Annotated in this window: 22 protein-coding genes; 17 read left to right on the forward strand and 5 right to left on the reverse strand. The window is 58.0% G+C overall.

Annotated elements, in window-relative coordinates:
* Positions 1 to 29 precede the first annotated feature (29 nt).
* Complete coding sequence (locus SIK97_RS11655; protein WP_025106587.1) at positions 30 to 452, reverse strand: DoxX family protein; 423 nt, start codon at positions 450 to 452, stop codon at positions 30 to 32.
* Between the two features lie 73 nt (positions 453 to 525).
* Positions 526 to 1,722: an ROK family transcriptional regulator gene (locus SIK97_RS11660; protein WP_025106588.1), complete on the reverse strand. Its 1,197-nt coding sequence runs from the start codon at positions 1,720 to 1,722 to the stop codon at positions 526 to 528.
* Positions 1,723 to 1,834: 112 nt separating this feature from the next.
* Here SIK97_RS11660 and SIK97_RS11665 point away from each other — a divergent pair, with 112 nt between their 5' ends.
* The 4 genes from SIK97_RS11665 to SIK97_RS11680 all read left to right on the forward strand — a co-directional run bounded on the left by SIK97_RS11665 (position 1,835) and on the right by SIK97_RS11680 (position 8,670).
* Positions 1,835 to 5,110 carry a DUF5107 domain-containing protein gene (locus SIK97_RS11665; protein ID WP_057173013.1) on the forward strand — a complete coding sequence of 1,092 codons (3,276 nt, stop codon included), beginning with the start codon at positions 1,835 to 1,837 and terminating at the stop codon, positions 5,108 to 5,110.
* A gap of 76 nt (positions 5,111 to 5,186) precedes the next feature.
* A complete protein-coding gene (locus tag SIK97_RS11670) occupies positions 5,187 to 6,623 on the forward strand; it encodes a sugar porter family MFS transporter (protein ID WP_025106590.1) in 1,437 nt (478 codons plus the stop codon).
* Entirely contained in the window at positions 6,623 to 7,459 is an 837-nt protein-coding gene (locus SIK97_RS11675; protein ID WP_049083405.1) for an aldose 1-epimerase, read from the forward strand. Before SIK97_RS11670 ends, SIK97_RS11675 begins: the two co-directional genes overlap by 1 nt.
* Before the next feature lie 77 nt (positions 7,460 to 7,536).
* The gene (locus SIK97_RS11680) at positions 7,537 to 8,670 is read left to right on the forward strand and encodes a 3-phenylpropionate MFS transporter (RefSeq protein ID WP_004853228.1); all 1,134 of its coding nucleotides are present in this window, start codon (positions 7,537 to 7,539) and stop codon (positions 8,668 to 8,670) included.
* On the opposite strand, the gene csiE is transcribed toward SIK97_RS11680, so the two are convergent.
* A complete protein-coding gene (csiE, locus tag SIK97_RS11685) occupies positions 8,667 to 9,944 on the reverse strand; it encodes a stationary phase inducible protein CsiE (protein ID WP_032750899.1) in 1,278 nt (425 codons plus the stop codon). The genes SIK97_RS11680 and csiE overlap by 4 nt on opposite strands.
* Before the next feature lie 124 nt (positions 9,945 to 10,068).
* Here csiE and SIK97_RS11690 point away from each other — a divergent pair, with 124 nt between their 5' ends.
* A complete protein-coding gene (locus tag SIK97_RS11690) occupies positions 10,069 to 10,707 on the forward strand; it encodes a DUF1007 family protein (protein WP_025106593.1) in 639 nt (212 codons plus the stop codon).
* Positions 10,698 to 11,678, forward strand: a complete 981-nt coding sequence (locus SIK97_RS11695) for a nickel/cobalt transporter (protein ID WP_057173757.1) — start codon at positions 10,698 to 10,700, stop codon at positions 11,676 to 11,678. Before SIK97_RS11690 ends, SIK97_RS11695 begins: the two co-directional genes overlap by 10 nt.
* Before the next feature lie 54 nt (positions 11,679 to 11,732).
* Here the strand turns inward: SIK97_RS11695 and suhB are convergent, their stop codons facing one another.
* On the reverse strand, positions 11,733 to 12,536 hold the full coding sequence (gene suhB / locus SIK97_RS11700) for an inositol-1-monophosphatase (RefSeq protein ID WP_004853221.1): 804 nt from the start codon (positions 12,534 to 12,536) through the stop codon (positions 11,733 to 11,735).
* A 120-nt stretch (positions 12,537 to 12,656) separates the two neighbouring features.
* On the opposite strand from suhB, the gene trmJ reads away from it, so the two are divergent.
* The 11 genes from trmJ to sseB all read left to right on the forward strand — a co-directional run bounded on the left by trmJ (position 12,657) and on the right by sseB (position 21,549).
* Entirely contained in the window at positions 12,657 to 13,397 is a 741-nt protein-coding gene (trmJ, locus tag SIK97_RS11705; protein WP_025106595.1) for a tRNA (cytosine(32)/uridine(32)-2'-O)-methyltransferase TrmJ, read from the forward strand.
* Positions 13,398 to 13,634: 237 nt separating this feature from the next.
* Positions 13,635 to 14,126 carry a Fe-S cluster assembly transcriptional regulator IscR gene (gene iscR / locus SIK97_RS11710; protein WP_004853217.1) on the forward strand — a complete coding sequence of 164 codons (492 nt, stop codon included), beginning with the start codon at positions 13,635 to 13,637 and terminating at the stop codon, positions 14,124 to 14,126.
* Positions 14,127 to 14,303: 177 nt separating this feature from the next.
* The gene (iscS, locus tag SIK97_RS11715; RefSeq protein ID WP_004134936.1) at positions 14,304 to 15,518 is read left to right on the forward strand and encodes a cysteine desulfurase; all 1,215 of its coding nucleotides are present in this window, start codon (positions 14,304 to 14,306) and stop codon (positions 15,516 to 15,518) included.
* 26 nt (positions 15,519 to 15,544) lie between these two features.
* The gene (gene iscU / locus SIK97_RS11720) at positions 15,545 to 15,931 is read left to right on the forward strand and encodes a Fe-S cluster assembly scaffold IscU (protein ID WP_002913991.1); all 387 of its coding nucleotides are present in this window, start codon (positions 15,545 to 15,547) and stop codon (positions 15,929 to 15,931) included.
* Between the two features lie 19 nt (positions 15,932 to 15,950).
* Positions 15,951 to 16,274 carry an iron-sulfur cluster assembly protein IscA gene (gene iscA, locus SIK97_RS11725; protein ID WP_004104506.1) on the forward strand — a complete coding sequence of 108 codons (324 nt, stop codon included), beginning with the start codon at positions 15,951 to 15,953 and terminating at the stop codon, positions 16,272 to 16,274.
* Positions 16,275 to 16,347: 73 nt separating this feature from the next.
* Positions 16,348 to 16,863: a co-chaperone HscB gene (gene hscB, locus SIK97_RS11730; RefSeq protein WP_004114426.1), complete on the forward strand. Its 516-nt coding sequence runs from the start codon at positions 16,348 to 16,350 to the stop codon at positions 16,861 to 16,863.
* A gap of 15 nt (positions 16,864 to 16,878) precedes the next feature.
* Positions 16,879 to 18,729 (forward strand): Fe-S protein assembly chaperone HscA, encoded by a 1,851-nt coding sequence (gene hscA / locus SIK97_RS11735; protein WP_032750897.1) that lies wholly within the window; start codon positions 16,879 to 16,881, stop codon positions 18,727 to 18,729.
* A 1-nt stretch (position 18,730) separates the two neighbouring features.
* On the forward strand, positions 18,731 to 19,066 hold the full coding sequence (fdx, locus tag SIK97_RS11740) for an ISC system 2Fe-2S type ferredoxin (protein WP_004104503.1): 336 nt from the start codon (positions 18,731 to 18,733) through the stop codon (positions 19,064 to 19,066).
* A gap of 1 nt (position 19,067) precedes the next feature.
* Positions 19,068 to 19,268, forward strand: coding sequence for a Fe-S cluster assembly protein IscX (gene iscX, locus SIK97_RS11745; protein WP_004104502.1), 201 nt, complete (start codon positions 19,068 to 19,070; stop codon positions 19,266 to 19,268).
* A 106-nt stretch (positions 19,269 to 19,374) separates the two neighbouring features.
* Positions 19,375 to 20,661 carry an aminopeptidase PepB gene (pepB, locus tag SIK97_RS11750; protein ID WP_014230371.1) on the forward strand — a complete coding sequence of 429 codons (1,287 nt, stop codon included), beginning with the start codon at positions 19,375 to 19,377 and terminating at the stop codon, positions 20,659 to 20,661.
* Positions 20,662 to 20,772: 111 nt separating this feature from the next.
* Entirely contained in the window at positions 20,773 to 21,549 is a 777-nt protein-coding gene (sseB, locus tag SIK97_RS11755; protein WP_025106598.1) for an enhanced serine sensitivity protein SseB, read from the forward strand.
* A gap of 39 nt (positions 21,550 to 21,588) precedes the next feature.
* Here the strand turns inward: sseB and sseA are convergent, their stop codons facing one another.
* Positions 21,589 to 22,434: a 3-mercaptopyruvate sulfurtransferase gene (gene sseA, locus SIK97_RS11760; RefSeq protein ID WP_014230369.1), complete on the reverse strand. Its 846-nt coding sequence runs from the start codon at positions 22,432 to 22,434 to the stop codon at positions 21,589 to 21,591.
* Between the last annotated feature and the right edge of the window lie 18 nt (positions 22,435 to 22,452).

The following is a 22,452-nucleotide window of genomic DNA, read 5'->3' on the forward strand; positions in this document are numbered from 1 at the left end:
GCTGATGCGGCCTTTTTTGCGTCTGTTGATTAGCGGCGGTCGAGCGAAATCGCTCCGGGACCGGTTATCGCCAGCAGCAGGAAGGCGCCGGCAATACTGATGTTTTTCCAGAAGTTAATCATGTTCGGCAGAACCGCATCGCCGGTCATATCCCAGTAGTGATGGCCAATCACCGCGGTACCGAGGGTATAAAAAATAAAGATCACCGCCAGCGGGCGGGTGAAAAAGCCCAGCACAATTAAAATGGCCGCCGGCACTTCCATAATAATGGCAATGATGGCCGCAAGCGTTGGCATCGGCGCGCCGGAGGAGGCCATGTACTGCACCGTGCCGCTAAAGCCGAGCAGCTTGGGATAGCCGAAAAGAATAAACAGCACCACCACCGCGATACGCGCAATCAGCAGCAGCAGAGAGCGGGAGGAGCCAAAGTCAAAATAGCGTAGAGTGTTCATAATCAGCTCGTTATGAGAGACGTGTGATTTAAACGTAATACACAAATTTGCGCTCCGCCACGTCCTCTGACGATTAACGCAGCGTTTGCAGCTGTTCCTCCACGTACAGATAACCGATCCCCATCAGCTGCTGGGCGCGGGTCAGTTTGCCAAAGCCGATTTGAGTGGCGTGCGCTCGCGGCGTATCGCCGTGGTCAAAGGGATTAAAGCCGGTTTGTTTAACGATACTTTCCAGCCATTGTTCGCCAAAGGCGCAGCTGCGTCCGTATAGCCAGATCTGATTAATATTCAAAATATTTAAGAAATTATAAAGGCTTAAGCCAATGGCGTTGGCCGCGCTATCAACCCATGCGCGAATATGCACGTCTCCCTGTTCCCAGGCTTCAATGAGCGATGCCGTGGTTAATTGCTCGGGAGAGCGCTGCGCTTCCGGCTGCGTTTTGAGCCACATCCGCGCCTGCTTTTTCAACGCGCTGAGGGACGCTACGGTTTCGAGGCAACCGTATCTCCCGCAGTCGCAGGCCTTGCCGTCAGGATTCACAATCGTGTGTCCTATCTGCCCGCTGCCGTAGAGGCTTCCTCGATAAATCTGATCGTTAATCACAAATGACGAGCCGATACCGTAATCGACGTTAATCACGCAAAAATCCGGCTGTATACCCTGATGCTGCCACTTCTCCGCCAGCGCCAGCATCACGCAGTCATTATCCACCCGCACCTGCACGCCGAGCTGTTCCTCCAGCAGATACTTTATTTCAATCGGCGTTTTCCAGCGCGCCTGGGGCATGGTTTGTGACACCCCGGTTACCGGATCAACCTGCCCATGAACGCCAAGCGCGAGATTGATGCTGTGCTGCGGGTAGCGGCGGTGTATACCTCGCCAGCATTCCACGATGGCCTCCAGAAGGGCCTGCGGCGTGGGGGCATCGATGGGCAAATGCTGGTGGCCGTCAACCGCCAGCAGTCGGGCATCGGCAAGCTGATACTCAATGCTGGTCGGCGTGATGTTCATGCATAGCGTCCAGGCACCGTGTTCGGGGATCTGGTAGCTTCCGCTGTTTACGCCGCGCTTGCTCATTTTTTCCGTGGAATGGCCGATCAATCCCTCGCTAAGCAGTTCGGCAAGAATGTTGCTCACAGCCGGAATAGAGAGCCCGGTGAGCTGGGAAAGCTGGGATTTACTGAGCTGTTTCTCCCGCCAGAGGTGGGAGAGAAAAATAGATTTGTTGGCCTGCCTGACCCGGGCGTTATTCAAACCGGTGCGCTGCATACACTTAACTCCCTTAACTATATTGCGTGAGCGTTGCGCATTTTAGCAGCTAAATGGCGATATAAACTCCTCTCATAGCAAGTTTTACTTTATTTCGTTTAGTGGAGGCGTCATGTACGGTTCGGTTAAGGTCTGGCAGGAAACAATTACATTACCTACGTGGACGACGGGGGCGGAGGATCCGAACCCCATGTTTCTGGAAAAGCGCGTTTATCAGGGTTCCTCCGGCAACGTCTATCCCTACGGCGTGATAGATACCCTGACCGGCGAGCGTGAAATGCGCGATTATCAGGCAGTATGGATGGAGAATGATTTCATTCGTATCATGCTGCTGCCGGAGCTCGGCGGACGTATTCACCGGGCGTATGACAAAGTCAAACAGCGCGATTTCGTCTATTACAATGAAGTCGTTAAGCCCGCCCTGGTAGGGCTACTGGGGCCCTGGATCTCCGGCGGTATCGAGTTCAACTGGCCGCAGCATCACCGCCCGACGACCTTTATGCCGGTCGATTTTTCGATCCAGCGCGGGGAAAACGGCGTGCAAACCGTATGGATGGGGGAAGCGGAGCCCATGCGCGGTTTGCAGGTCATGACCGGGTTTACTCTCTATCCTGACCGCGCGCTGATTGAAATTACCGGTAAGGTTTTTAATGGTAACGCAACGCCGCGTCATTTCCTGTGGTGGGCCAACCCGGCGGTCAAAGGCGGCGATGCTCACCAGAGCGTGTTTCCACCCGACGTCACCGCCGTATTCGATCACGGCAAGCGCGATGTTTCCGCTTTTCCCATCGCCACCGGCACCTACTACAAAGTGGACTATTCTGCGGGCGTCGATATCTCCCGTTATAAAAACGTTCCGGTACCCACCTCGTATATGGCGGAGAAATCGGACTACGACTTTGTCGGCGCTTATCACCACGACGAGCGCGGTGGGCTGCTGCATGTTGCCGACCATCACGTCTCGCCGGGCAAAAAACAGTGGAGCTGGGGCTATGGCGACTTTGGCCAGGCGTGGGACCGCAATCTGACCGACGAAAATGGCCCCTATATCGAGCTGATGACCGGCGTCTACACCGATAACCAGCCTGACTTTACCTGGCTTGCGCCTTATGAAGAGAAGGTGTTTGTGCAAAACTTCCTTCCCTACAGCGAGCTGGGGATGGTGCAAAATGCCAATACGCAGCTGGCGCTGAAGCTGGTTCGTGAGACGGAGCAGCTGCAGCTCGGCGTTTACGCCATTGCGCCGCTGGAAAATATTGTTGTTGAACTCAGCGCGGAAAAGCAGCCGCTGTATGAAACTCAGCTTACGCTGAAGCCCGGCGAGAGCTGGCAGCATACGCTGCCGGAAAATGACGCCCGGCGCTTAACCATTAGGGTGAAAACCGCAGACAACCAGCCGCTGCTGGATTATCAGGAACATATTACTCAGCAGACGCCCCTGCCCGAACCTGCCTGCGCGCCGGCGATGCCGGAAGAGATTCACAACGGCGATGAGCTCTATTTTATCGGCCAGCATCTTGAACAATACAATCATGCAAGCCGCTATGCCGCGGATTACTATCGCCGGGCGATAGCCCTCGATCCGCAGGATTACCGCAATAATGTTGCCCTCGGGACGCTGGCGTTTAATTGCGCCGATTGGGGGCTGGCGGAGCAATGTGCCCGGGCCGCGCTACTTCGCGCCCATCGTTTGAATAAAAATCCGCGCGATGGCGAAGCCAGTATGCTGCTTGGCAGCGCGCTGGAAAGGCAGGGCGATGAAGCTGGAGCATGGGATTGCTATTACAAAGCGTCCTGGAGCGGTAACTGCCGCGATGCCGCCTGGTGGGCGCTGGCAAGGCTGGCGATGAAGCGTGGCGATACCGCCGACGCGCTGGAAAAGGTCAACACCAGCCTGCAGTTCAACGCCAGCAACCATCTGGCTATGGGGCTGAAAGCGCTGGCGTTAGCGGACCGCGGGCGGGCGAAGGAAGCGCAGGCGTATATTGTCCTCTGCCTCGAACAATACCCGTTGAGCTATCCGCTGCACTGCGCGCGCTGGATGATTGCGCCGGGCGATGAGGCGCGCGCGAGCCTGCTGCGCGTAACGGGGCGCAGAGGGATCAACGGCAGCCTGCTGGCGGGCTGGCTGCTCTCCATCGGTCAGAAGCAGGCGGCGAAGGAGGTGCTTGAGGTTCTGGATTGCCAGGAGGCGCTGCCGATGCTGTGGCGCGCCTCGTTAAGCGATGATGCGAATAAACGGCAACGGTTAATTGCCGAAGCCGAGCGCTGCCATGCGCGAAAAGTGCGTTTCCCCAATACGCTCGATGAAGTCCAGATGCTGCAAACCCTGAGCGATAGCGCTTTTGCCCGCTATCTGCTCGGTTGCTTCTGGTACAGCAAACGTCGCTATGAAGAGGCGGTAAGCTGCTGGCGCGAGACGCTGGCAAAATCACCCGACTATGCGCCCGCTCATCGCCTGCTCGGGGTTTACGCCTGGAATAAACAACAGGATGCCGCGCAGGCGCTGGCTTATCTACAGCGCGCCGTAGAGCTTGAGCCCGAAAACGCGCGCTTCCTCTTTGAGCTTGATTTCCTGAAAAAATCACTGGGTACGCCGGTAAACGAACGACTGGAAACGCTGGCGGCGCGCAAAGCGGTGGTGCTGAAACGGGATGACCTGACCGCTGAGCTGTTAAGCCTGTGGAACGCGGCCGGCCATTACGCCGATGCCGCCGCTATTCTCGGTACGCGCGTATTTCATCCCTGGGAAGGCGGGGAGGGGAAAGTTACCGGCCAGTATTTGCTCAATCAGCTCCATCGCGCTTTACAGTTGATCGAACGTAAGGCGTTCACGCAGGCCGCTCGCTGCCTGAATGAAGCGTTACGCTATCCCGATAACCTGGGAGAGGGGCGGCTGCCCGGGCAGACGGACAACGATATCTGGTATTTGCTGGGCTATTGCGCGGAACAGACTGGGGATGCGCACCGGGCAGCGGAATATTACCAGCTTGCCCTGCAAGGGGGCTCAACGCTGGACGCCGGGCGTTACTACAACGATCAGCCCGCCGATTACCTTTTCTGGCAGGGCATCGCGCTGCGTAAGAGCGGTAATCCGGCGCAGGCCGAGCAGCACTTCCAGAATTTTATCGCCTGGGCCAGGCAGCATCGGGATGACGTTCCGCAAGCCGACTTTTTTGCCGTCTCTCTCCCGGATCTGGTGGTGCTCGATGTTTCAGCGCAGCAGCAGCATCAGCAGCACTGTTTGTTTATTGAAGCGCTGGGCCATCTGGGGCTGGGCAACTTATCCGCCAGCCAGCAGGCGATGCAGCGGCTGCTGCAGCTGAACCCGGCTCATGATAAGGCGCATCTGATTCGTCATGCCCTGCAAAGCGGCATGTTTTCCTGAACCTGAACCTGAAACGGGCGGGCCTGGCCCGCCTGAACCCTACTGTTCCCTGCGTTTCCCTTATAGAGGAATCATTATGAATAACGCGCAGACACATCTGAAAATGGGCTACGTCTGGACTATCTGTCTGGTCGCCGCCTGCGGTGGTTTACTCTTTGGCTATGACTGGGTGGTGATTGGCGGCGCAAAGCCGTTTTATGAAGCCTGGTTTTCCATTACCGACCCGGCGCAGTCCGGCTGGGCAATGAGCTCAGCGCTGGTGGGCTGCGTTTTCGGCGCATTAATCTCGGGATGGTGCGCCGATAAACTGGGGCGCAAGCTGCCCTTAATACTGTCCGCCGTGCTGTTCAGCGCTTCGGCGTGGGGGACGGCGGTCGCCAGCAGTTTCGACATGTTTGTGGTTTACCGCATTGTGGGCGGCGTGGGCATTGGTCTGGCATCCGCGCTCAGCCCGCTTTACATCGCGGAAGTCAGCCCGGCAGAAAAAAGAGGGCGCTTTGTTGCGATAAACCAGCTCACTATCGTGATTGGCGTGCTGGCCGCTCAGCTTATCAACCTGATGATTGCGGAACCCGTAGCGACGGGGGCGACGCAGCAGATGATTGTGGAGACCTGGAACGGGCAGATGGGCTGGCGCTGGATGTTCGGCGCGGAACTGGTGCCGGCGCTGGCGTTTCTGGTGCTGATGTTTTTTGTTCCTGAGTCGCCGCGCTGGCTCATGAAGGCCGGTAAGCCGGATCGCGCCCGGGCCGCGCTGGAGCGCATTGGCTCCGCCGACTATGCCGACAGGATATTACGCGACATCGCGCACACGCTGGAAAAAGATAACCATAAAATATCCTACGGCGCGCTGCTGGCTCCGCAGGTTAAACCGATCGTTATCATTGGTATGGTCCTCGCCGTCTTCCAGCAGTGGTGCGGAATTAACGTCATCTTTAACTACGCGCAGGAGATTTTTGCCTCGGCGGGATTCGATATTAACAGCACGCTGAAATCGATCGTCGCAACGGGAATCGTCAACCTGGTGTTTACCCTCGCCGCGCTGCCGCTGGTGGATAAAATCGGCCGCCGTAAATTAATGCTGCTCGGTGCCTCAGGGTTGACGCTGATCTATGTTCTGATTGCCGCCGCCTATGGCATGGGCATCATGGGCTGGCCCGTTCTGCTGCTGGTGCTGGCGGCGATTGCTATTTACGCCTTGACCCTGGCGCCGGTTACCTGGGTACTGCTGGCGGAAATCTTCCCCAACCGCGTTCGCGGACTCGCGATGTCCTTAGGCACCCTGGCGCTGTGGATTGCCTGTTTCTTGTTAACCTACACTTTCCCGCTGCTTAATGCCGGACTGGGCGCGGCGGGCAGTTTCCTGCTGTATGGCGTCATTTGCGCTGCCGGCTACCTCTATATTCTGCGCAACGTGCCGGAAACGAAGGGGGTCACTCTCGAAGCCCTGGAAGAGCAGCTGGCGCAACGTCATGCGGGCGCTCAGGCGATGAAGCAGGAGCAGACGCGCTAATGGCGGAAGAGTGGATTCTGGAAAACGCGCATCTGCGGATGCGCGTCGCTTCTCTGGGCGGCAAAGTGCAAAGTTTATACTCGCGGCATTATCAGGCGCCGGTGCTGTATGAAAACCCCGCCGGCGGCATGTTTCCGATGCTGCCGCTGGCCAATCGCGTCGCCGGGAACCGCTTTATTTTTCAGGGACGTGAGATAGTTCTGCCTCGCCACCACGCCGACGCGCATTTTTTTCTCCACGGCGACGGTTGGCTGCAGCGCTGGGATATGATTGCGCGCGGCGGCGACTATTGCGTGTTACAGCTGCGTCGGCAGCATGCCTGCGGTTTCGATTACCTGGCGCAGATCCGCTACCAGCTGCTGCGTAACCAGCTGGTGGCTGCGCTGACGCTTACCCACTGCGGTAGCACGCCCATCCCCTATGGCTGCGGTTTTCATCCGTTTTTTCCTTTTGATAAGCGCAGTACGGTGCAGTTTGCAGCCGCCGGCTACTGGCCGGAAGGGGAGCAGCATCTTCCTCTCGGCTGGCAAGGCCAGTTGCCCGGCTACGCCGATTTCAGCCACGCGCAGTACGGTGAGGATCGCTGGCTGAACGTGGGCTATTCCGGCTGGAGCGGGCGGGCGAGGGTGATTAGTGATGTGATGGATATCACAATTCTTTCGCAAACTCCGTGGTTGATGCTTTTCAGAATGCAGGGCGAGCCGTTCCTTTGCCTCGAGCCGCAAAGTCATCCGGTAAACGCCCATAACATGGACGGACAGCCGGGGCTGCGGGTTTTAGGCGCCGGAGATACGCTGAGTTTTTCGCTGAAAATAGACGTACAGGGGCGCGAATAGCGCCATATCTGGGGCGAGGGTATCTTGCGCCCGCCCCGCTTTATCGCCAGACTGTCGCCTCCATTCGGGAGGGAATCATGGTCTTACACTCCACGCGCTGGCTGGCGCTAAGTTACTTCACCTATTTTTTTAGCTACGGCATCTTCCTGCCTTTCTGGAGCGTCTGGCTTTCCGGACTTGGCCTGACGCCGGAAACCATCGGCATGCTGCTCGGCGCCGGGCTGGTGTCGCGCTTTCTTGGCAGCCTGCTGATTGCGCCGCGGGTCAGCGACCCGTCCCGTCTTATCTCTTCTCTGCGCATTCTGGCGCTGCTGACGCTGCTCTTTGCGCTCGCATTTTGGATCGGCCACCAGGTTGCCTGGCTAATGGTGATTATCGTCGGCTTTAACCTCTTTTTCTCGCCGCTGGTGCCGCTGACCGACGCGCTGGCGAATACCTGGCAAAAGCAGATCACCATGGACTACGGGCGCGTGCGCCTGTGGGGGTCGATAGCTTTCGTCATTGGCTCGGCGCTGACCGGGAAGCTGGTCAGCCTGTATGACTACCGGATGATACTGGTGATGCTAAGCGTCGGTATTGCCTCCATGCTGCTCGGCATGCTGCTGAAGCCATCGGTGCAGCCGCAGGGCGAATCCCGCCAGCAGGAAGCGGCCGGCCTGGCGGCCTGGCTTACGCTGGTGCGGCAAAGCTGGCGCTTCCTCGCCTGCGTCTGTTTGCTGCAGGGCGCGCACGCCGCCTACTACGGATTTAGCGCTATCTACTGGCAGGAAGCGGGGTATTCCGCCTCCGCCGTGGGCTACCTGTGGTCGCTTGGCGTCGTGGCGGAAGTGGTGATTTTCGCGCTGAGCAAAAAAGTCTTCCGCCGCTTTAGCGCCCGCGATCTGCTGCTGCTGTCCGCGGTGTGCGGGCTAATTCGCTGGACGTTGATGGGCTGGACGACGGCGCTACCCTGGCTTATCGTCGCGCAGATCCTCCACTGCGGCACCTTTACGGTGTGCCATCTGGCGGCGATGCGCTACATTGCGGCGCGTCAGGGCAGCGAAGTGATCCGCCTGCAGGCGGTCTACTCCGCCGTCGCGATGGGCGGCAGCATTGCGGTGATGACGGTCTTTGCCGGTTTCCTCTACCAGCATCTGCACCAGGGCGTTTTCTGGGTGATGGCGCTGGTGGCCTTACCGGCGCTGGTGGTGCGGCCAAAAGCGGTGGCTTAGGCCTCCAGCATTTTGCAAATCTGCTGCTGCTGATGATCGCTGAACGTCTCTTCGGCGTGAAACAGCGGCGGCGAAAACAGCGGCAGCGCCGTGGCATAGGGAGTGACGATCAGCGTCACTTCCTTCGGCGCGCCCTCTTTCTGAAAGGTGCTCACGCTCAAATACTTTATATTGAGCGGCAGCAGGGTTAACTCGCGCAGCTGCTGCTCCAGCGACTGCTCAAGGTCCGGGTTATCATCGGTCAGCAGAACCACCTGTTTCTCCTGCAGATCGCTTTTTTGCATCAGCCAGGCGCCGAAGATCACCGCGATTAAACTGACTTCCTCCTGGCTAAAGCGTACCTGCCAGCTGGCTTCAAACTCCGCCAGCGCAGCCTGCGTTGTGCGCATCAAACGGGGATAAAGACGGCCAATCTCCTCCGGCAGCGCGTTATCGATACCGATAGCGAAAACGCTGCGGTGTAGCGCCTGCGAAAGGTGAATATAGAGCTGATCGCTCAGCCCCTGTTCATCGCTAAACGGACGGCCCGCCAGGTTCTGAAAGCGGTGAATCAGCCCGGAAATGGCCAGATGCAGACGGCGATCGTGCTGATGACCATCGCGGATAGGATCGGGGGTTTTCAACAGCATAAACAGCAGGGCCAGAAACAGCTGTTCTCCGGCATGGGGCGTTGCCGCAACCCGCCGCTGCCAGTGGCGGACAATCTCCTCGGCGAGGGAAAACTCGGCGGCGGCTTGCGCCCAGCGCTGCTGCTCGTGGGTGAAAGTGGGGCTCTGTCCAAGGTGGTGCTGCAGCAAACAATACTGTAAATAAAGACGCAGAAAATGCACGTCGCGGCAGTCAAACTGCCGGTTCAGGGCGCGCGAGCAGCGGTTGACCAATGCCTGAAGATTGGTGTCGTCATACAGCGTGCGTGCGATACCCTGCTGTTTAAGCTGCGTTTTCAATGCCGGGGTAAAATGGTGGCTGACAAAATGCGGGCACAGGCGCAGCCCGCGGCGCAGGCCGTGCAGCAGGCATAAGCGTTGATCGAGCGCGGCGCCTTCCATCCGATAGCTGCCGTCCGCTTGTGAAGCAAGGGTCAAGCGGTGATAACGCTGAATCTCGCGTCCCGTCTCCGCAATGTCCTGCCGGGCGGTATCCTCATCAACCTGGGTGAGGTTACCCAGCCATTCGGGCGTCACGGACTGCCCGGGCAGATAAAACATCAGGAGCACCTGGCTACGGCGCTGTGGACTGGAAAGCACAGATGGTGGTTCAATCACTGTCATCATCCGGTTAGTTCCAGTTAGGGTTTTCGTTAAGAGTAGTTAATGTATTGAGGGTGAACAGGGCATTTCCGGGTCTTTACATCAGGATTGCTGGCGGGGTTCACAGAATTTTTCACGCGAGGAACAGATGAAGAGAGTGAAACAATGCGTCAGCGTAGCGTTTTTCATGTTTTTATCGCTATCTGCGGCGGCGCATCCGCACAGTTTCATCAGTTTGCAAACGGAGGCCGTGGCGGAAAATGGGCTGCTCACCGGCTTTAAAATGCGCTGGACGATGGATGAAATCACCTCCGCCGATCTGCTCTATGATGCGGGCAACGCTAAACCCGGTAGCGAAATCTGGAAAAAGCTGGCGGCGGAAGTGATGGCGAACGTGCTGGGCCAGCACTATTTCAGCGAGCTATGGCACAACGGCCAGCGGGTGAAGTTTGATAATCGGCCCGCTGGTTATGGCCTTGAACGCAGCGGTCATCAGGCGGTGCTCACCTTTACCCTGCCGCTGGCGAAGCCGCAGCCTCTGGCCGGGCAAACCTTCACCTTTTCCACCTACGACCCGACCTATTATGTTGATATGTATTACGACAAAGACGCAGACTTCACACTACCGACGGCGATGAAGACAAGCTGCACGGCAAAAGTGATGACGCCGAAGCCTAACGAAAAAATGTTGTCCTACGCGCAGTCGCTGGATAAGGCGGATGCGCCGCCGGAGGATATGGAACTGGGGAATTACTTCGCGCAAAAGGTGACGCTGCAATGTCAGTGATTTTTGCTCAAACCGGCCGTTCGCCGCGCTGGCGTCAGCTGTGGCCGCTGGCGCTGTTTCTGCTGCTGGCAGCCGGAGCTGGCTTCTGGCTATGGCGGGCCTGGCCGCAGGTGCTGCTGCAAAGCGCGGTCTGGCAGCGCGCGCTGAATGTCGAACTGAGTCGGCTTCTGCAGGCGGTTGCGGAGAATCCTGCCGCCGCCGGGCTGTCGCTGCTGGGGTTTAGCTTCGCCTACGGCATCCTGCATGCGCTGGGGCCGGGGCACGGCAAGGTGGTCATAACCACCTGGCTGGCAACCCATCCGTCGAAGCTGAAATCGAGCATCGGCCTGACGCTGGCCGCTTCGTTGCTGCAGGGACTGGTGGCTATCGTCTTAGTGGTGGTGGTACTGACCCTGCTGCGGCTGCCGGCAAGACAGCTGCATCTGAGCAGCTTCTGGCTGGAAAAGGGAAGCTATCTGCTGGTCGGCGCGCTGGGCCTTTTGCTGTGCTGGCGGGCGCTGAAAAAGCTGCGGATGCTGCTGCGCCGACCGACATTCACCGCCTTCACCGCGCATCACGTTCATCACGCCAGCTGCGGCTGCGGGCACCAGCATCTGTCGGCGCCGGAACAGCTGCAAAGCGGCGATGACTGGCGGGCGCGGCTGGCTATCGTGCTGTCAATGGGGATGCGGCCCTGCTCCGGAGCCATTATGGTGCTGTTGTTCAGCAAGGTTATCGGCGTATTTGGCTGGGGCATGGCGGCCGCGATGGCGATGGCGGCGGGAACCTCGCTGACGATTAGCGCGCTGGCGCTGCTGGTTCATGGTTTCCGCCAGCTGGCGGTCAGGCTGAGCGCGAATCGGGCGCCGGCGCTGTGGAAGCAGATCGGTTGGGCAACGCTGGCGCTGGCCGGCGGCGTGATTTTACTGGCGGCGGCTATCGTGATGTGGAGTAGCGCGATGCCATCGGGCGGCGGCCTGCGGCCGTTTTAATGCGATAAAAAAAGGAAGCCGCGGCTTCCTTTTGGTTTTTCATGCGGTGAGAAATTAACGCTTCAGCGCTTCACTCAGATGCTCGCGCATATTGGCCAGCATCGCTTTAACGACGCGCGGGTTACCTGCAACGATGTTGCCGGTCAGCAGGTAGTTATGACCGCCGGTAAAGTCGCAGACGATAGCGCCTGCTTCACGGGCGATCAGCTCGCCAGCCGCGAAATCCCACGGTTTCAGCGCGATTTCAAAGTAGCCGTCAACCCGGCCAGCGGCAACGTAGGCCAGATCCAGGGCTGCGGAACCGGTGCGGCGGAAATCCGCGCATTCGGTGAACATGTTGCCGAGGATGTTCATGTAAGAGGTCGCGTGCTGTTTTGCTTTGAACGGGAAGCCGGTGGCGATGATCGTGCCATCCAGGTCGCGAGCGCTGCTGCCGCGGAGGCGGTAGCCGTTCAGCTGCGCGCCCTGACCGCGGGTCGCGGTGAACAGTTCGTTACGCATCGGATCGTAAACCACGGCAACTTCAGTACGGCCTTTAATGCGTACGGCGATGGAGACGGAGAAGTGCGGCAGACGTTTGACGAAGTTGGTGGTGCCATCCAGTGGATCGATAACCCATTGAACATCCTGATCTTCACCAGCGTGCTCACCGCTTTCTTCGGTGATGATGGTGTGCTGCGGGTAAGATTTGCGAATGGTTTCGATAATCATCGCCTCGGCGGCTTTATCGACGTTGGTCACAAAATCATTGCTGCCTTTCTGGCTGGTTTCTACGGAGTCAGGGGTTTCGTAGTGCTTGGCAATTAAATTACCCGCCTTGCGCGCTGCGCGCACGGCGATGTTCAGCATCGGATGCATCGGTATCTCTCACTGGATGTTAAAGAACGGGAAAAAACGGCGCATATAGTAACAGTGAAATCTCCTTATGTCTTCGTTTTATGATAGCATGCACGAATAATCTTTAGCCGAAGAACCATAATGCTGCAAAATATTCGAATCGTACTGGTAGAAACCTCACACACCGGCAATATGGGCTCCGTCGCCCGCGCAATGAAAACCATGGGGTTAACCAACCTGTGGCTGGTCAATCCTCTGGTCAAACCCGATTCTCAGGCCATCGCTCTGGCGGCCGGGGCCAGCGACGTCATTGGCAATGCCCACATCGTTGATACCCTTGATGAAGCGCTGGCGGGCTGTAGCCTCGTCGTGGGGACCAGCGCGCGCTCCCGTACGCTGCCGTGGCCGATGCTCGACCCGCGTGAATGCGGCCTGAAAAGCGTTGCCGAAGCGCAGCATGCGCCGATCGCGCTGGTATTTGGCCGCGAACGCGTCGGCCTGACTAACGAAGAGCTGCAGAAGTGTCACTACCACGTGGCGATTGCCGCGAATCCGGAATACAGCTCGCTGAACCTGGCGATGGCGGTGCAGGTTATCTCCTATGAAGTGCGTATGGCCTGGCTGGCGGCGCAGGAGCAAAATGAACCTGTCGTCGAGCATGAAGAAACCCCGTATCCGCTGGTGGATGATTTAGAGCGTTTCTACGGTCATCTGGAGCAGACGCTGCTGGCAACCGGGTTTATCCGCGCCAGCCACCCGGGCCAGGTGATGAACAAGCTGCGCCGTTTGTTTACCCGCGCCCGCCCGGAAAGCCAGGAGCTGAACATCCTGCGCGGCATGCTGGCGTCAATTGAGCAGCAGCAGAAAAATAAAGAGTCATAGTACACGCCGTTGCCCGGCGGCGCGGTACTGCGGGCTCCCTCTCTCCTTGTGGGAGAGGGCCGGGGCGAGGGCACCAGGCCGCGCTGAAGTGAAACGGCACGGAAAGCCAAATACCTGACTAAAACAGTCAAGTAAATAGTTGACCAATTTACTCGGGAATGTCAGACTTGCCCTTGCTATGCAATACCCATATTAATAAAAAGCCCGGGCAGGGGCGAGTTTGAGGTTAAGTAAGACATGAGACTGACATCTAAAGGGCGTTATGCCGTGACCGCGATGCTTGACGTTGCGCTCAACTCTGAATCGGGTCCGGTTCCGTTGGCTGATATTTCAGAGCGTCAGGGAATTTCGCTTTCCTATCTGGAACAGCTGTTCTCTCGCCTGCGCAAAAATGGCCTGGTTTCCAGCGTACGTGGTCCAGGCGGCGGTTATCTGTTAGGTAAAGAAGCGGGTAGCATCGCGGTTGGCGAAGTTATCAGCGCAGTGGACGAATCCGTTGACGCCACCCGTTGTCAGGGTAAAGGCGGCTGCCAGGGCGGCGATAAGTGTCTGACTCACGCGCTGTGGCGCGATCTGAGCGAGCGACTGACCGGTTTTCTGAATAACATCACGCTGGGCGAACTGGTGAATAACCAGGAAATCCTTGATGTCTCCGGCCGTCAGCACAACCATGAATCCCAGCGTAGCACCCGCGCTCAGGACGCCATCGACGTCAAACTGCGCGCGTAGTTCTCGTTCAGTTTCATCTTGCAGCTATCCGGCTGCAAGCTGAAACGAGCTGAGTAAAAAAGATAAAAAAGATTTTCGAATCAGGCCAGGATGTTCCGACATCCTGTGTACTCGGTCGTACATCCAGCCGGTTGCCTGATTCCTTGCATTGAAGCGATGTACGGAGTTTATAGAGCAATGAAATTACCGATCTATCTCGATTACTCCGCAACCACGCCGGTGGACCCGCGTGTTGCCGAGAAAATGATGCAGTTCCTGACCCTGGACGGGACCTTTGGTAACCCGGCCTCGCGTTCACACCGTTTTGGCTGGCAGGCTGAAGAGGCGGTAGATATCGCCCGTAATCAGATTGCCGAGCTGGTCGGCGCTGACCCGCGCGAAATCGTTTTTACTTCCGGCGCGACGGAATCCGACAACCTGGCGATTAAAGGTGCAGCCAACTTTTATCAGAAAAAAGGCAAGCACATCATCACCAGCAAAACCGAACATAAAGCCGTGCTGGACACCTGCCGTCAGCTGGAGCGCGAAGGGTTTGAAGTGACCTACCTCGCCCCGCAGCGTAACGGCATTATCGATTTAAAAGAGCTGGAAGCCGCGATGCGTGATGACACCATCCTTGTTTCCATTATGCACGTGAATAACGAAATCGGCGTGGTGCAGGATATCGCTACCATCGGCGAGATGTGCCGCGCCCGCGGTATCATTTACCACGTTGACGCGACCCAGAGCGTGGGCAAACTGCCTATCGACCTGAGCCAGCTGAAAGTTGATCTGATGTCCTTCTCCGGCCACAAAATCTATGGCCCGAAAGGCATCGGCGCGCTGTACGTGCGTCGTAAACCGCGTATTCGTATCGAAGCGCAGATGCACGGCGGCGGTCACGAGCGCGGCATGCGCTCCGGGACGCTGCCTGTCCACCAGATCGTCGGTATGGGTGAAGCTTACCGTATCGCGAAAGAAGAGATGGAAAGCGAAATGGCCCGCCTGCGCGGCCTGCGTAACCGTCTGTGGGACGGCGTAAAAGATATGGAAGAGGTCTACCTGAACGGCGATCTCGAGCAGGGCGCGCCGAACATTCTCAACGTCAGCTTTAACTACGTTGAAGGCGAGTCGCTGATTATGGCGCTGAAAGACCTGGCGGTCTCTTCCGGTTCCGCCTGTACTTCCGCAAGCCTCGAGCCGTCCTACGTGCTGCGCGCGCTGGGGATGACCGACGAGCTGGCGCATAGCTCTATTCGTTTCTCTTTAGGTCGTTTTACTACCGAAGAAGAGATTGACTACACCATCAATCTGGTTCGCAACTCCATTGGTCGTCTGCGCGAACTTTCTCCGCTGTGGGAAATGTTCAAGCAGGGCGTGGATCTGAACAGCATTGAATGGTCACATCACTAATTCGGCACCAATAAGGAGAATTCATCATGGCTTACAGCGAAAAAGTTATCGATCATTACGAGAATCCGCGCAACGTCGGCTCCTTCGACAATAGCGACGAAAACGTCGGCAGCGGCATGGTTGGCGCGCCGGCGTGCGGCGACGTGATGAAGTTGCAGATTAAAGTCAACAATGAAGGTATCATTGAAGACGCGCGTTTCAAGACCTACGGCTGCGGTTCCGCTATTGCTTCCAGCTCCCTGGTGACCGAGTGGGTGAAAGGGAAATCGCTGGACGAAGCTCAGGCGATCAAAAACACCGATATCGCAGACGAGCTTGAGCTGCCGCCGGTGAAAATTCACTGCTCTATTCTGGCGGAAGACGCGATTAAAGCCGCGATTGCGGATTACAAAAGCAAACGTGAAGCAAAATAATTAAGAGTTGAGGTTTGTTATGTCGATTACTTTAAGCGACAGTGCAGCAGCGCGAGTCAACACCTTTCTGGCCAACCGCGGTAAAGGGTTTGGTCTGCGCCTGGGAGTCAGAACTTCCGGCTGCTCGGGTATGGCTTATGTACTGGAGTTTGTTGACGAGCCGGCGGCAGAAGACACCGTGTTTGAAGACAAAGGCGTGAAGGTCGTGATCGACGGCAAAAGTTTGCAGTTCCTCGACGGCACGCAGCTGGACTTCGTCAAAGAAGGTCTTAACGAAGGGTTTAAGTTCACCAACCCGAACGTGAAAGACGAGTGCGGCTGCGGCGAAAGCTTTAACGTGTAATCGGTTATCCCTGACCCCACCGTAGTCTCGCTGCGCGTGGGGTTTGCTTTATCTCGTTAACCCTGAGGTTGCTATGGACTATTTTACCCTCTTCGGGTTACCGGCCAGCTATACCCTTTCGTTAGAACCCCTGGCTGCCCGGTACCAGGAGCTACAGCGCCAGTATCATCCCGATAAGTTCGCCAGCGGCAGCGCGGCTGAACAGCTCGCCGCGGTGCAGCAGTCCGCCACCATTAATCAGGCGTGGCAAACCCTTCGCCATCCGCTGACCCGCGCCGAATATCTCCTATCACTTCACGGTTTCGATCTCGCCAGCGAGCAGCATACCGTGCGCGATACCGCGTTCCTGATGGAACAGCTGGAACTGCGCGAAGAGCTTGATGAGATAGGCAAGGCGAAAGATGAAGCGCGGCTGGAAAGCTTTATCAAGCGGGTCAAAGCGCAATTTGATATCCGGCATCAGCTGATGGTTGAACAACTGAATAACGAGACGTGGGAGGCGGCGGCGGATACCGTGCGCAAGCTGCGTTTTCTCGATAAACTGCGAAGCAGTGCGGAACAACTCGAAGAAAAACTGCTCGATTTTTAATTTTCGGAAGCAATTATGGCCTTATTACAAATTAGTGAGCCCGGACTGAGCGCCGCGCCGCACCAGCGACGTCTGGCGGCGGGTATCGACCTGGGCACCACCAATTCACTGGTGGCTACCGTGCGTAGCGGCCAGGCCGAAACTCTGCCCGACCATCAGGGGCGCTATTTGCTGCCGTCGGTGGTGAACTATCAGGCTTCGGGTTTGACGGTGGGCTATGACGCGCGACAAAACGCCGCTCTGGATCCGGTCAATACCATCAGCTCCGTCAAACGCATGATGGGCCGCTCTCTGGCCGATATCGAGGCCCGCTACCCACATCTGCCTTATCAGCTGCAGGCCAGCGAAAACGGCCTGCCGATGATTCAGACTACGGGAGGTTTGCTCAATCCGATCCGCGTATCTGCCGACATTCTAAAAGCGCTGGCCGAACGCGCCACCGAGGCGCTGGCGGGCGAGCTCGACGGCGTGGTGATTACCGTGCCGGCCTACTTCGATGATGCTCAGCGGCAGGGAACCAAAGACGCGGCGCGTCTGGCGGGCCTGCACGTGCTGCGTCTGCTGAACGAGCCAACCGCGGCGGCGATAGCCTACGGCCTGGACTCCGGTCAGGAAGGGGTCATCGCGGTTTACGATCTCGGCGGCGGTACTTTTGATATCTCCGTGCTGCGCTTGAGCCGCGGCGTGTTTGAAGTCCTGGCCACCGGCGGCGATTCCGCGCTCGGCGGCGACGATTTCGATCATCTGCTGGCCGATTATCTGCGCGAGCAGGCTGGCCTGAACGATCGCAGCGATAACCGCCTGCAGCGTGAGCTGCTTGACGCGGCGATCGCGGCGAAAATCGCCCTCAGCGATGCCGAGACGGCGCGGGTGAACGTCGGCGGCTGGCAGGGGGAGGTGACCCGTAGCCAGTTTAATGCGCTGATCGCCCCGCTGGTCAAACGCACCTTGCTGGCCTGCCGTCGCGCGTTGAAAGACGCCGGCGTTGAGGCGCAAGAGGTGCTGGAAGTGGTGATGGTGGGCGGCTCGACCCGCGTGCCGCTGGTGCGCGAACGCGTCGGCGAATTCTTTGGCCGTACGCCGCTGACCTCTATCGACCCGGATAAAGTTGTCGCCATCGGCGCGGCGATTCAGGCGGATATCCTGGTGGGCAATAAGCCGGACAGCGAGCTGCTGCTGCTTGATGTCATTCCGCTCTCTCTGGGGCTGGAAACCATGGGTGGCCTGGTGGAAAAGGTTATCCCGCGTAACACCACCATTCCGGTGGCGCGCGCGCAGGAGTTCACTACCTTCAAAGATGGTCAGACGGCGATGTCTATCCACGTTATGCAGGGCGAGCGCGAGCTGGTGCAGGACTGCCGCTCCCTGGCGCGCTTTGCGCTGCGCGGCATTCCGGCATTGCCGGCGGGCGGGGCGCATATTCGCGTGACCTTCCAGGTGGATGCCGATGGCCTGCTGAGCGTGACGGCGATGGAGAAATCGACCGGCGTTGAGGCCTCTATCCAGGTGAAACCGTCCTACGGTCTGACCGATGGCGAGATCGCCAGCATGATTAAAGATTCGATGAGCTACGCCGAACAGGATGTCCAGGCGCGTATGCTGGCCGAGCAAAAAGTTGAAGCCGCGCGCGTACTGGAAAGTCTGGTCAGCGCGCTGGCCGCCGACGCCGCGCTGTTAAGCGCCGCAGAGCGTCAGGCTATCGATGACGCCGCGGAGCAAGTGCGCGCCGCAGCGGCAGGCGATGATGCCGATGCAATCAAAGAAGCGATTAAAAATATCGACACACAAACCCAGGAATTTGCCGCACGTCGTATGGATCAATCGGTCCGTATCGCGCTGAAAGGCCAATCCGTGGACGAGGTTTAAAATGCCAAAAATTGTTTTTCTGCCCCACCAGGACCTGTGTCCGGATGGCGTAGTTGTGGAAGCTGAGACCGGTGAGACCATTCTTGATGCAGCGCTGCGTAGCGGTATTGAGATTGAACACGCCTGCGAAAAATCCTGTGCCTGCACCACCTGCCACTGCATCGTGCGTGAAGGCTTTGACTCGCTGGCGGAAAGTACCGAAGATGAAGACGACATGCTGGATAAGGCCTGGGGGCTTGAGCCCGACAGCCGTCTGAGCTGCCAGGCGCGGGTGACTGACGAAGATTTGGTCATCGAAATTCCGCGTTACACCATCAACCACGCACGCGAGCATTAATATGGGACTGAAATGGACCGATAGTCGTGAAATCGGCGAAGCGCTGTACGACGCTTTCCCGGATCTCGACCCGAAAACCGTTCGCTTCACCGATCTGCATCAGTGGATTTGCGATCTGGAAGAGTTTGATGACGATCCGAACGCATCCAATGAAAAAATTCTTGAGGCGATTCTGCTAGTCTGGTTAGACGAAGCAGAATAATTTTCGCGTCATGATTTACCCGGTGGTTTAAGCCGGATGAATCAACGAGCGAAAGAACTTTACGGGCTGCCATACGGCGGCCCGTTTGCTAAGAAGGATAATGATAATGACCGAAGCTATGAAAATTACGCTTACCGCTCAACCAGCCGATGCGCGCTGGGGAGAAAAAGCATCTTACAGCATTAATAACGACGGCATCGCCCTGCATCTGAACGGCAAAGACGACCTCGGTTTGATTCAGCGCGCGGCGCGAAAAATTGACGGCATGGGCATCAAACATGTCGCGCTTGACGGCGAGGGCTGGGATACCGATCGCGCATGGGCGTTCTGGGCCGGTTATAAAGGCCCGAAAGGCAGCCGCAAAGTGGAGTGGCCGGCCCTCGACGATGCGCAGAAAAGCGAACTGGATAACCGCCTGACCATTATTGACTGGGTCCGCGACACCATCAACGCCCCGGCGGAAGAGCTGGGGCCGGAACAGCTGGCGCAGCGTGCGGTAGACCTGCTATGCAGCGTGGCCTGCGATAACGTCTCTTATCGCATCACCAAGGGCGAAGATCTGCGCGAACAGAACTACCTGGGCCTCCACACCGTAGGCCGCGGCTCCGAGCGTCCGCCGGTCCTGCTGGCGCTGGACTATAACCCAACCGGCGACAAAGAAGCCCCGGTGTACGCCTGCCTGGTCGGTAAAGGCATCACCTTTGACTCCGGCGGATACAGCATCAAGCAGAGCGCGTTTATGGACTCGATGAAGTCCGATATGGGCGGCGCGGCGACGGTAACCGGCGCGCTGGCGTTCGCCATCACGCGCGGCCTGAACAAGCGCGTGAAGCTGTATCTGTGCTGCGCCGATAACCTGATTAGCGGTAACGCCTTCAAACTGGGCGATATTATTCACTATCGCAACGGCAAAACCGTGGAAATCATGAACACCGATGCGGAAGGTCGCCTGGTGCTGGCGGACGGCCTGATCGATGCTTCGGCGCAAAAGCCGGCGCTGATCATCGATGCCGCCACGCTGACCGGCGCGGCGAAAACCGCGCTGGGCAATGATTATCACGCGCTGTTCAGCTTTGATGATGCGCTGGCGAATCGCCTGCTGGCGAGCGCGCAGGCTGAAAACGAAGCTTTCTGGCGCCTGCCGCTGGCTGAGTTCCACCGCGGCCAGCTGCCGTCCAACTTTGCTGAACTGAACAATACCGGCAGCGCGGCCTATCCGGCCGGCGCCAGCACCGCGGCGGGCTTCCTGTCCCACTTCGTGGAGAATTATCATGAAGGCTGGCTGCATATCGACTGTTCGGCGACCTACCGCAAATCTGCGGTTGAGCAGTGGTCGGCGGGCGCGACCGGCCTCGGCGTGCGCACTATTGCTAATTTGCTGACCGCGGAATAACCCTTTCCCCTGACCCTCCCCCTGATGTTTCAGGGGGAGGTCACGTTCGGCTTTCTCCCGCTTCCTTCGTGGAGAGAGCCGGGGTGAGGGGATTTTCGTTGTGGAACTACTATGTCCGAAACTAAAAATGAGCTAGAAACCCTGCTGGAGAAGGCGGCTACCGAGCCAGGCCATCGTCCGGCGTTTTTCCGTACGCTGCTGGAAGCTACCGTGTGGGTACCCGGAGCCGCCGCTCAGGGCGAGCAGGTCGTTGAAGACAGCGTGCTGGACCTGCAGCACTGGGAAAAAGATGATGGCACATCGGTCATTCCTTTTTTCACCTCGCTGGAAGCGCTGCAGCAGGCCGTTGAGGACGAACAGTCTTTTGTGGTGATGCCGGTGCGCACGCTGTTCGCCATGACCCTCGGCGAAACGCTCTATCTCAATGCCAAACTCGCCACCGGCAAAGAGTTTGCGCCGCGTGAGATTAGCCATCTGCTGGGGGAAGAGGGCAGCCCGCTCAGCACCCAGACCGTGCTTGAAGGCGGAGAGTCGCTGCTGCTGTCTGAGGTTGCCGAGCCGCCCGCGCAGATGGTGGACTCGCTGACCGCGCTGTTTAAGACCCTGAAAACGGTGAAGCGCGCGTTTTTATGCTCTATCAAAGACAGCGCCGATGCGCCAGCCAACCTGCTGATTGGCATTGAAGCGGAAGGCGATATTGAGGAGGTTATTCAGGCGACCGGCAGCGTGGCGACCGATACGCTTCCCGGCGACGAGCCGATTGATATCTGTCAGGTGGTGGAGGGGGAGAAGGGGATTAGCCACTTTATGATCGCCCACATCACGCCGTTTTATGAAAAGCGCTGGGGCAGTTTCCTGCGCGACTTTAAGCACAATCGGATTATTTAACTCAACGGGGGCTCAGGCCCCCGTTGTTCTCTTTACTGCCTACTGCGCCGGTTCAATCGGCAAATCCGTCCGCGCCCCCCATTCGCTCCATGAGCCGTCGTACAGGCTAACGCCGTTAACGCCGAGGGTGGTGAGCGCCAGCACGACGACCGCCGCCGTTACGCCGGAGCCGCAGCTGGCAATAATCGGCCGTTCAAAATCGACGCCCTGACGCGCGAAGATCTCGTTGAGTTCATCGGTGGTTTTCAGTTCGCCGTTAATCACCAGTTCCGTCCACGGTACGTTTAGCGCGCCGGGAATATGCCCGCTGCGCAGTCCCGGTCGCGGCTCTGCCACCTGGCCATTAAAGCGTCCTGCCGGGCGCGCATCGACGATCTGCGCCGATCCTTCGTGGCTGACCAGCAGCACATCCGTCAGGCGCTTGATCGCCAGCGGATCGACGCGGCCGTCAAAATCACCTTCCGGCAGTTCGGGGAGGCCCTGCTCCAGCGGTAGCCCATCGCGGCGCCAGCCCTCCAGCCCACCGGCGACAATCGACACCTTTTCAACGCCGAACGTGCGCAGCATCCACCAGGCGCGCGGCGCGGAGAAGAGATTGCCTTCATCGTATACCACCAGATGCTTATCGCTGCTGACGCCAAGTTCGCGCATGGCGACGGCAAACGCCTCCGCGCGCGGCATCATGTGCGGCAGCGGGCTGGTGTGGTCAGAGAGGGCTTCGATATCGAAAAAGACGGCGCCGGGAATATGGCCTGCCTGATACTCAGCGTTAAGATCGCGCTCTTCCTGTCCCGGGGGGGCCATCCGCGCGTCGATAATCTGGATTTCCGGGTCATCAATATGCTCTGCCAGCCAGTCGGCAGCGACAAAAAACGAGGTAGACATGAGTGCCTCCGTGTCATC

The sequence above is a fragment of the Klebsiella sp. JN_Kp126 genome (genome assembly GCF_033843325.1).
In the GTDB taxonomy this organism is placed as follows: Bacteria; Pseudomonadota; Gammaproteobacteria; order Enterobacterales; family Enterobacteriaceae; genus Klebsiella; species Klebsiella michiganensis.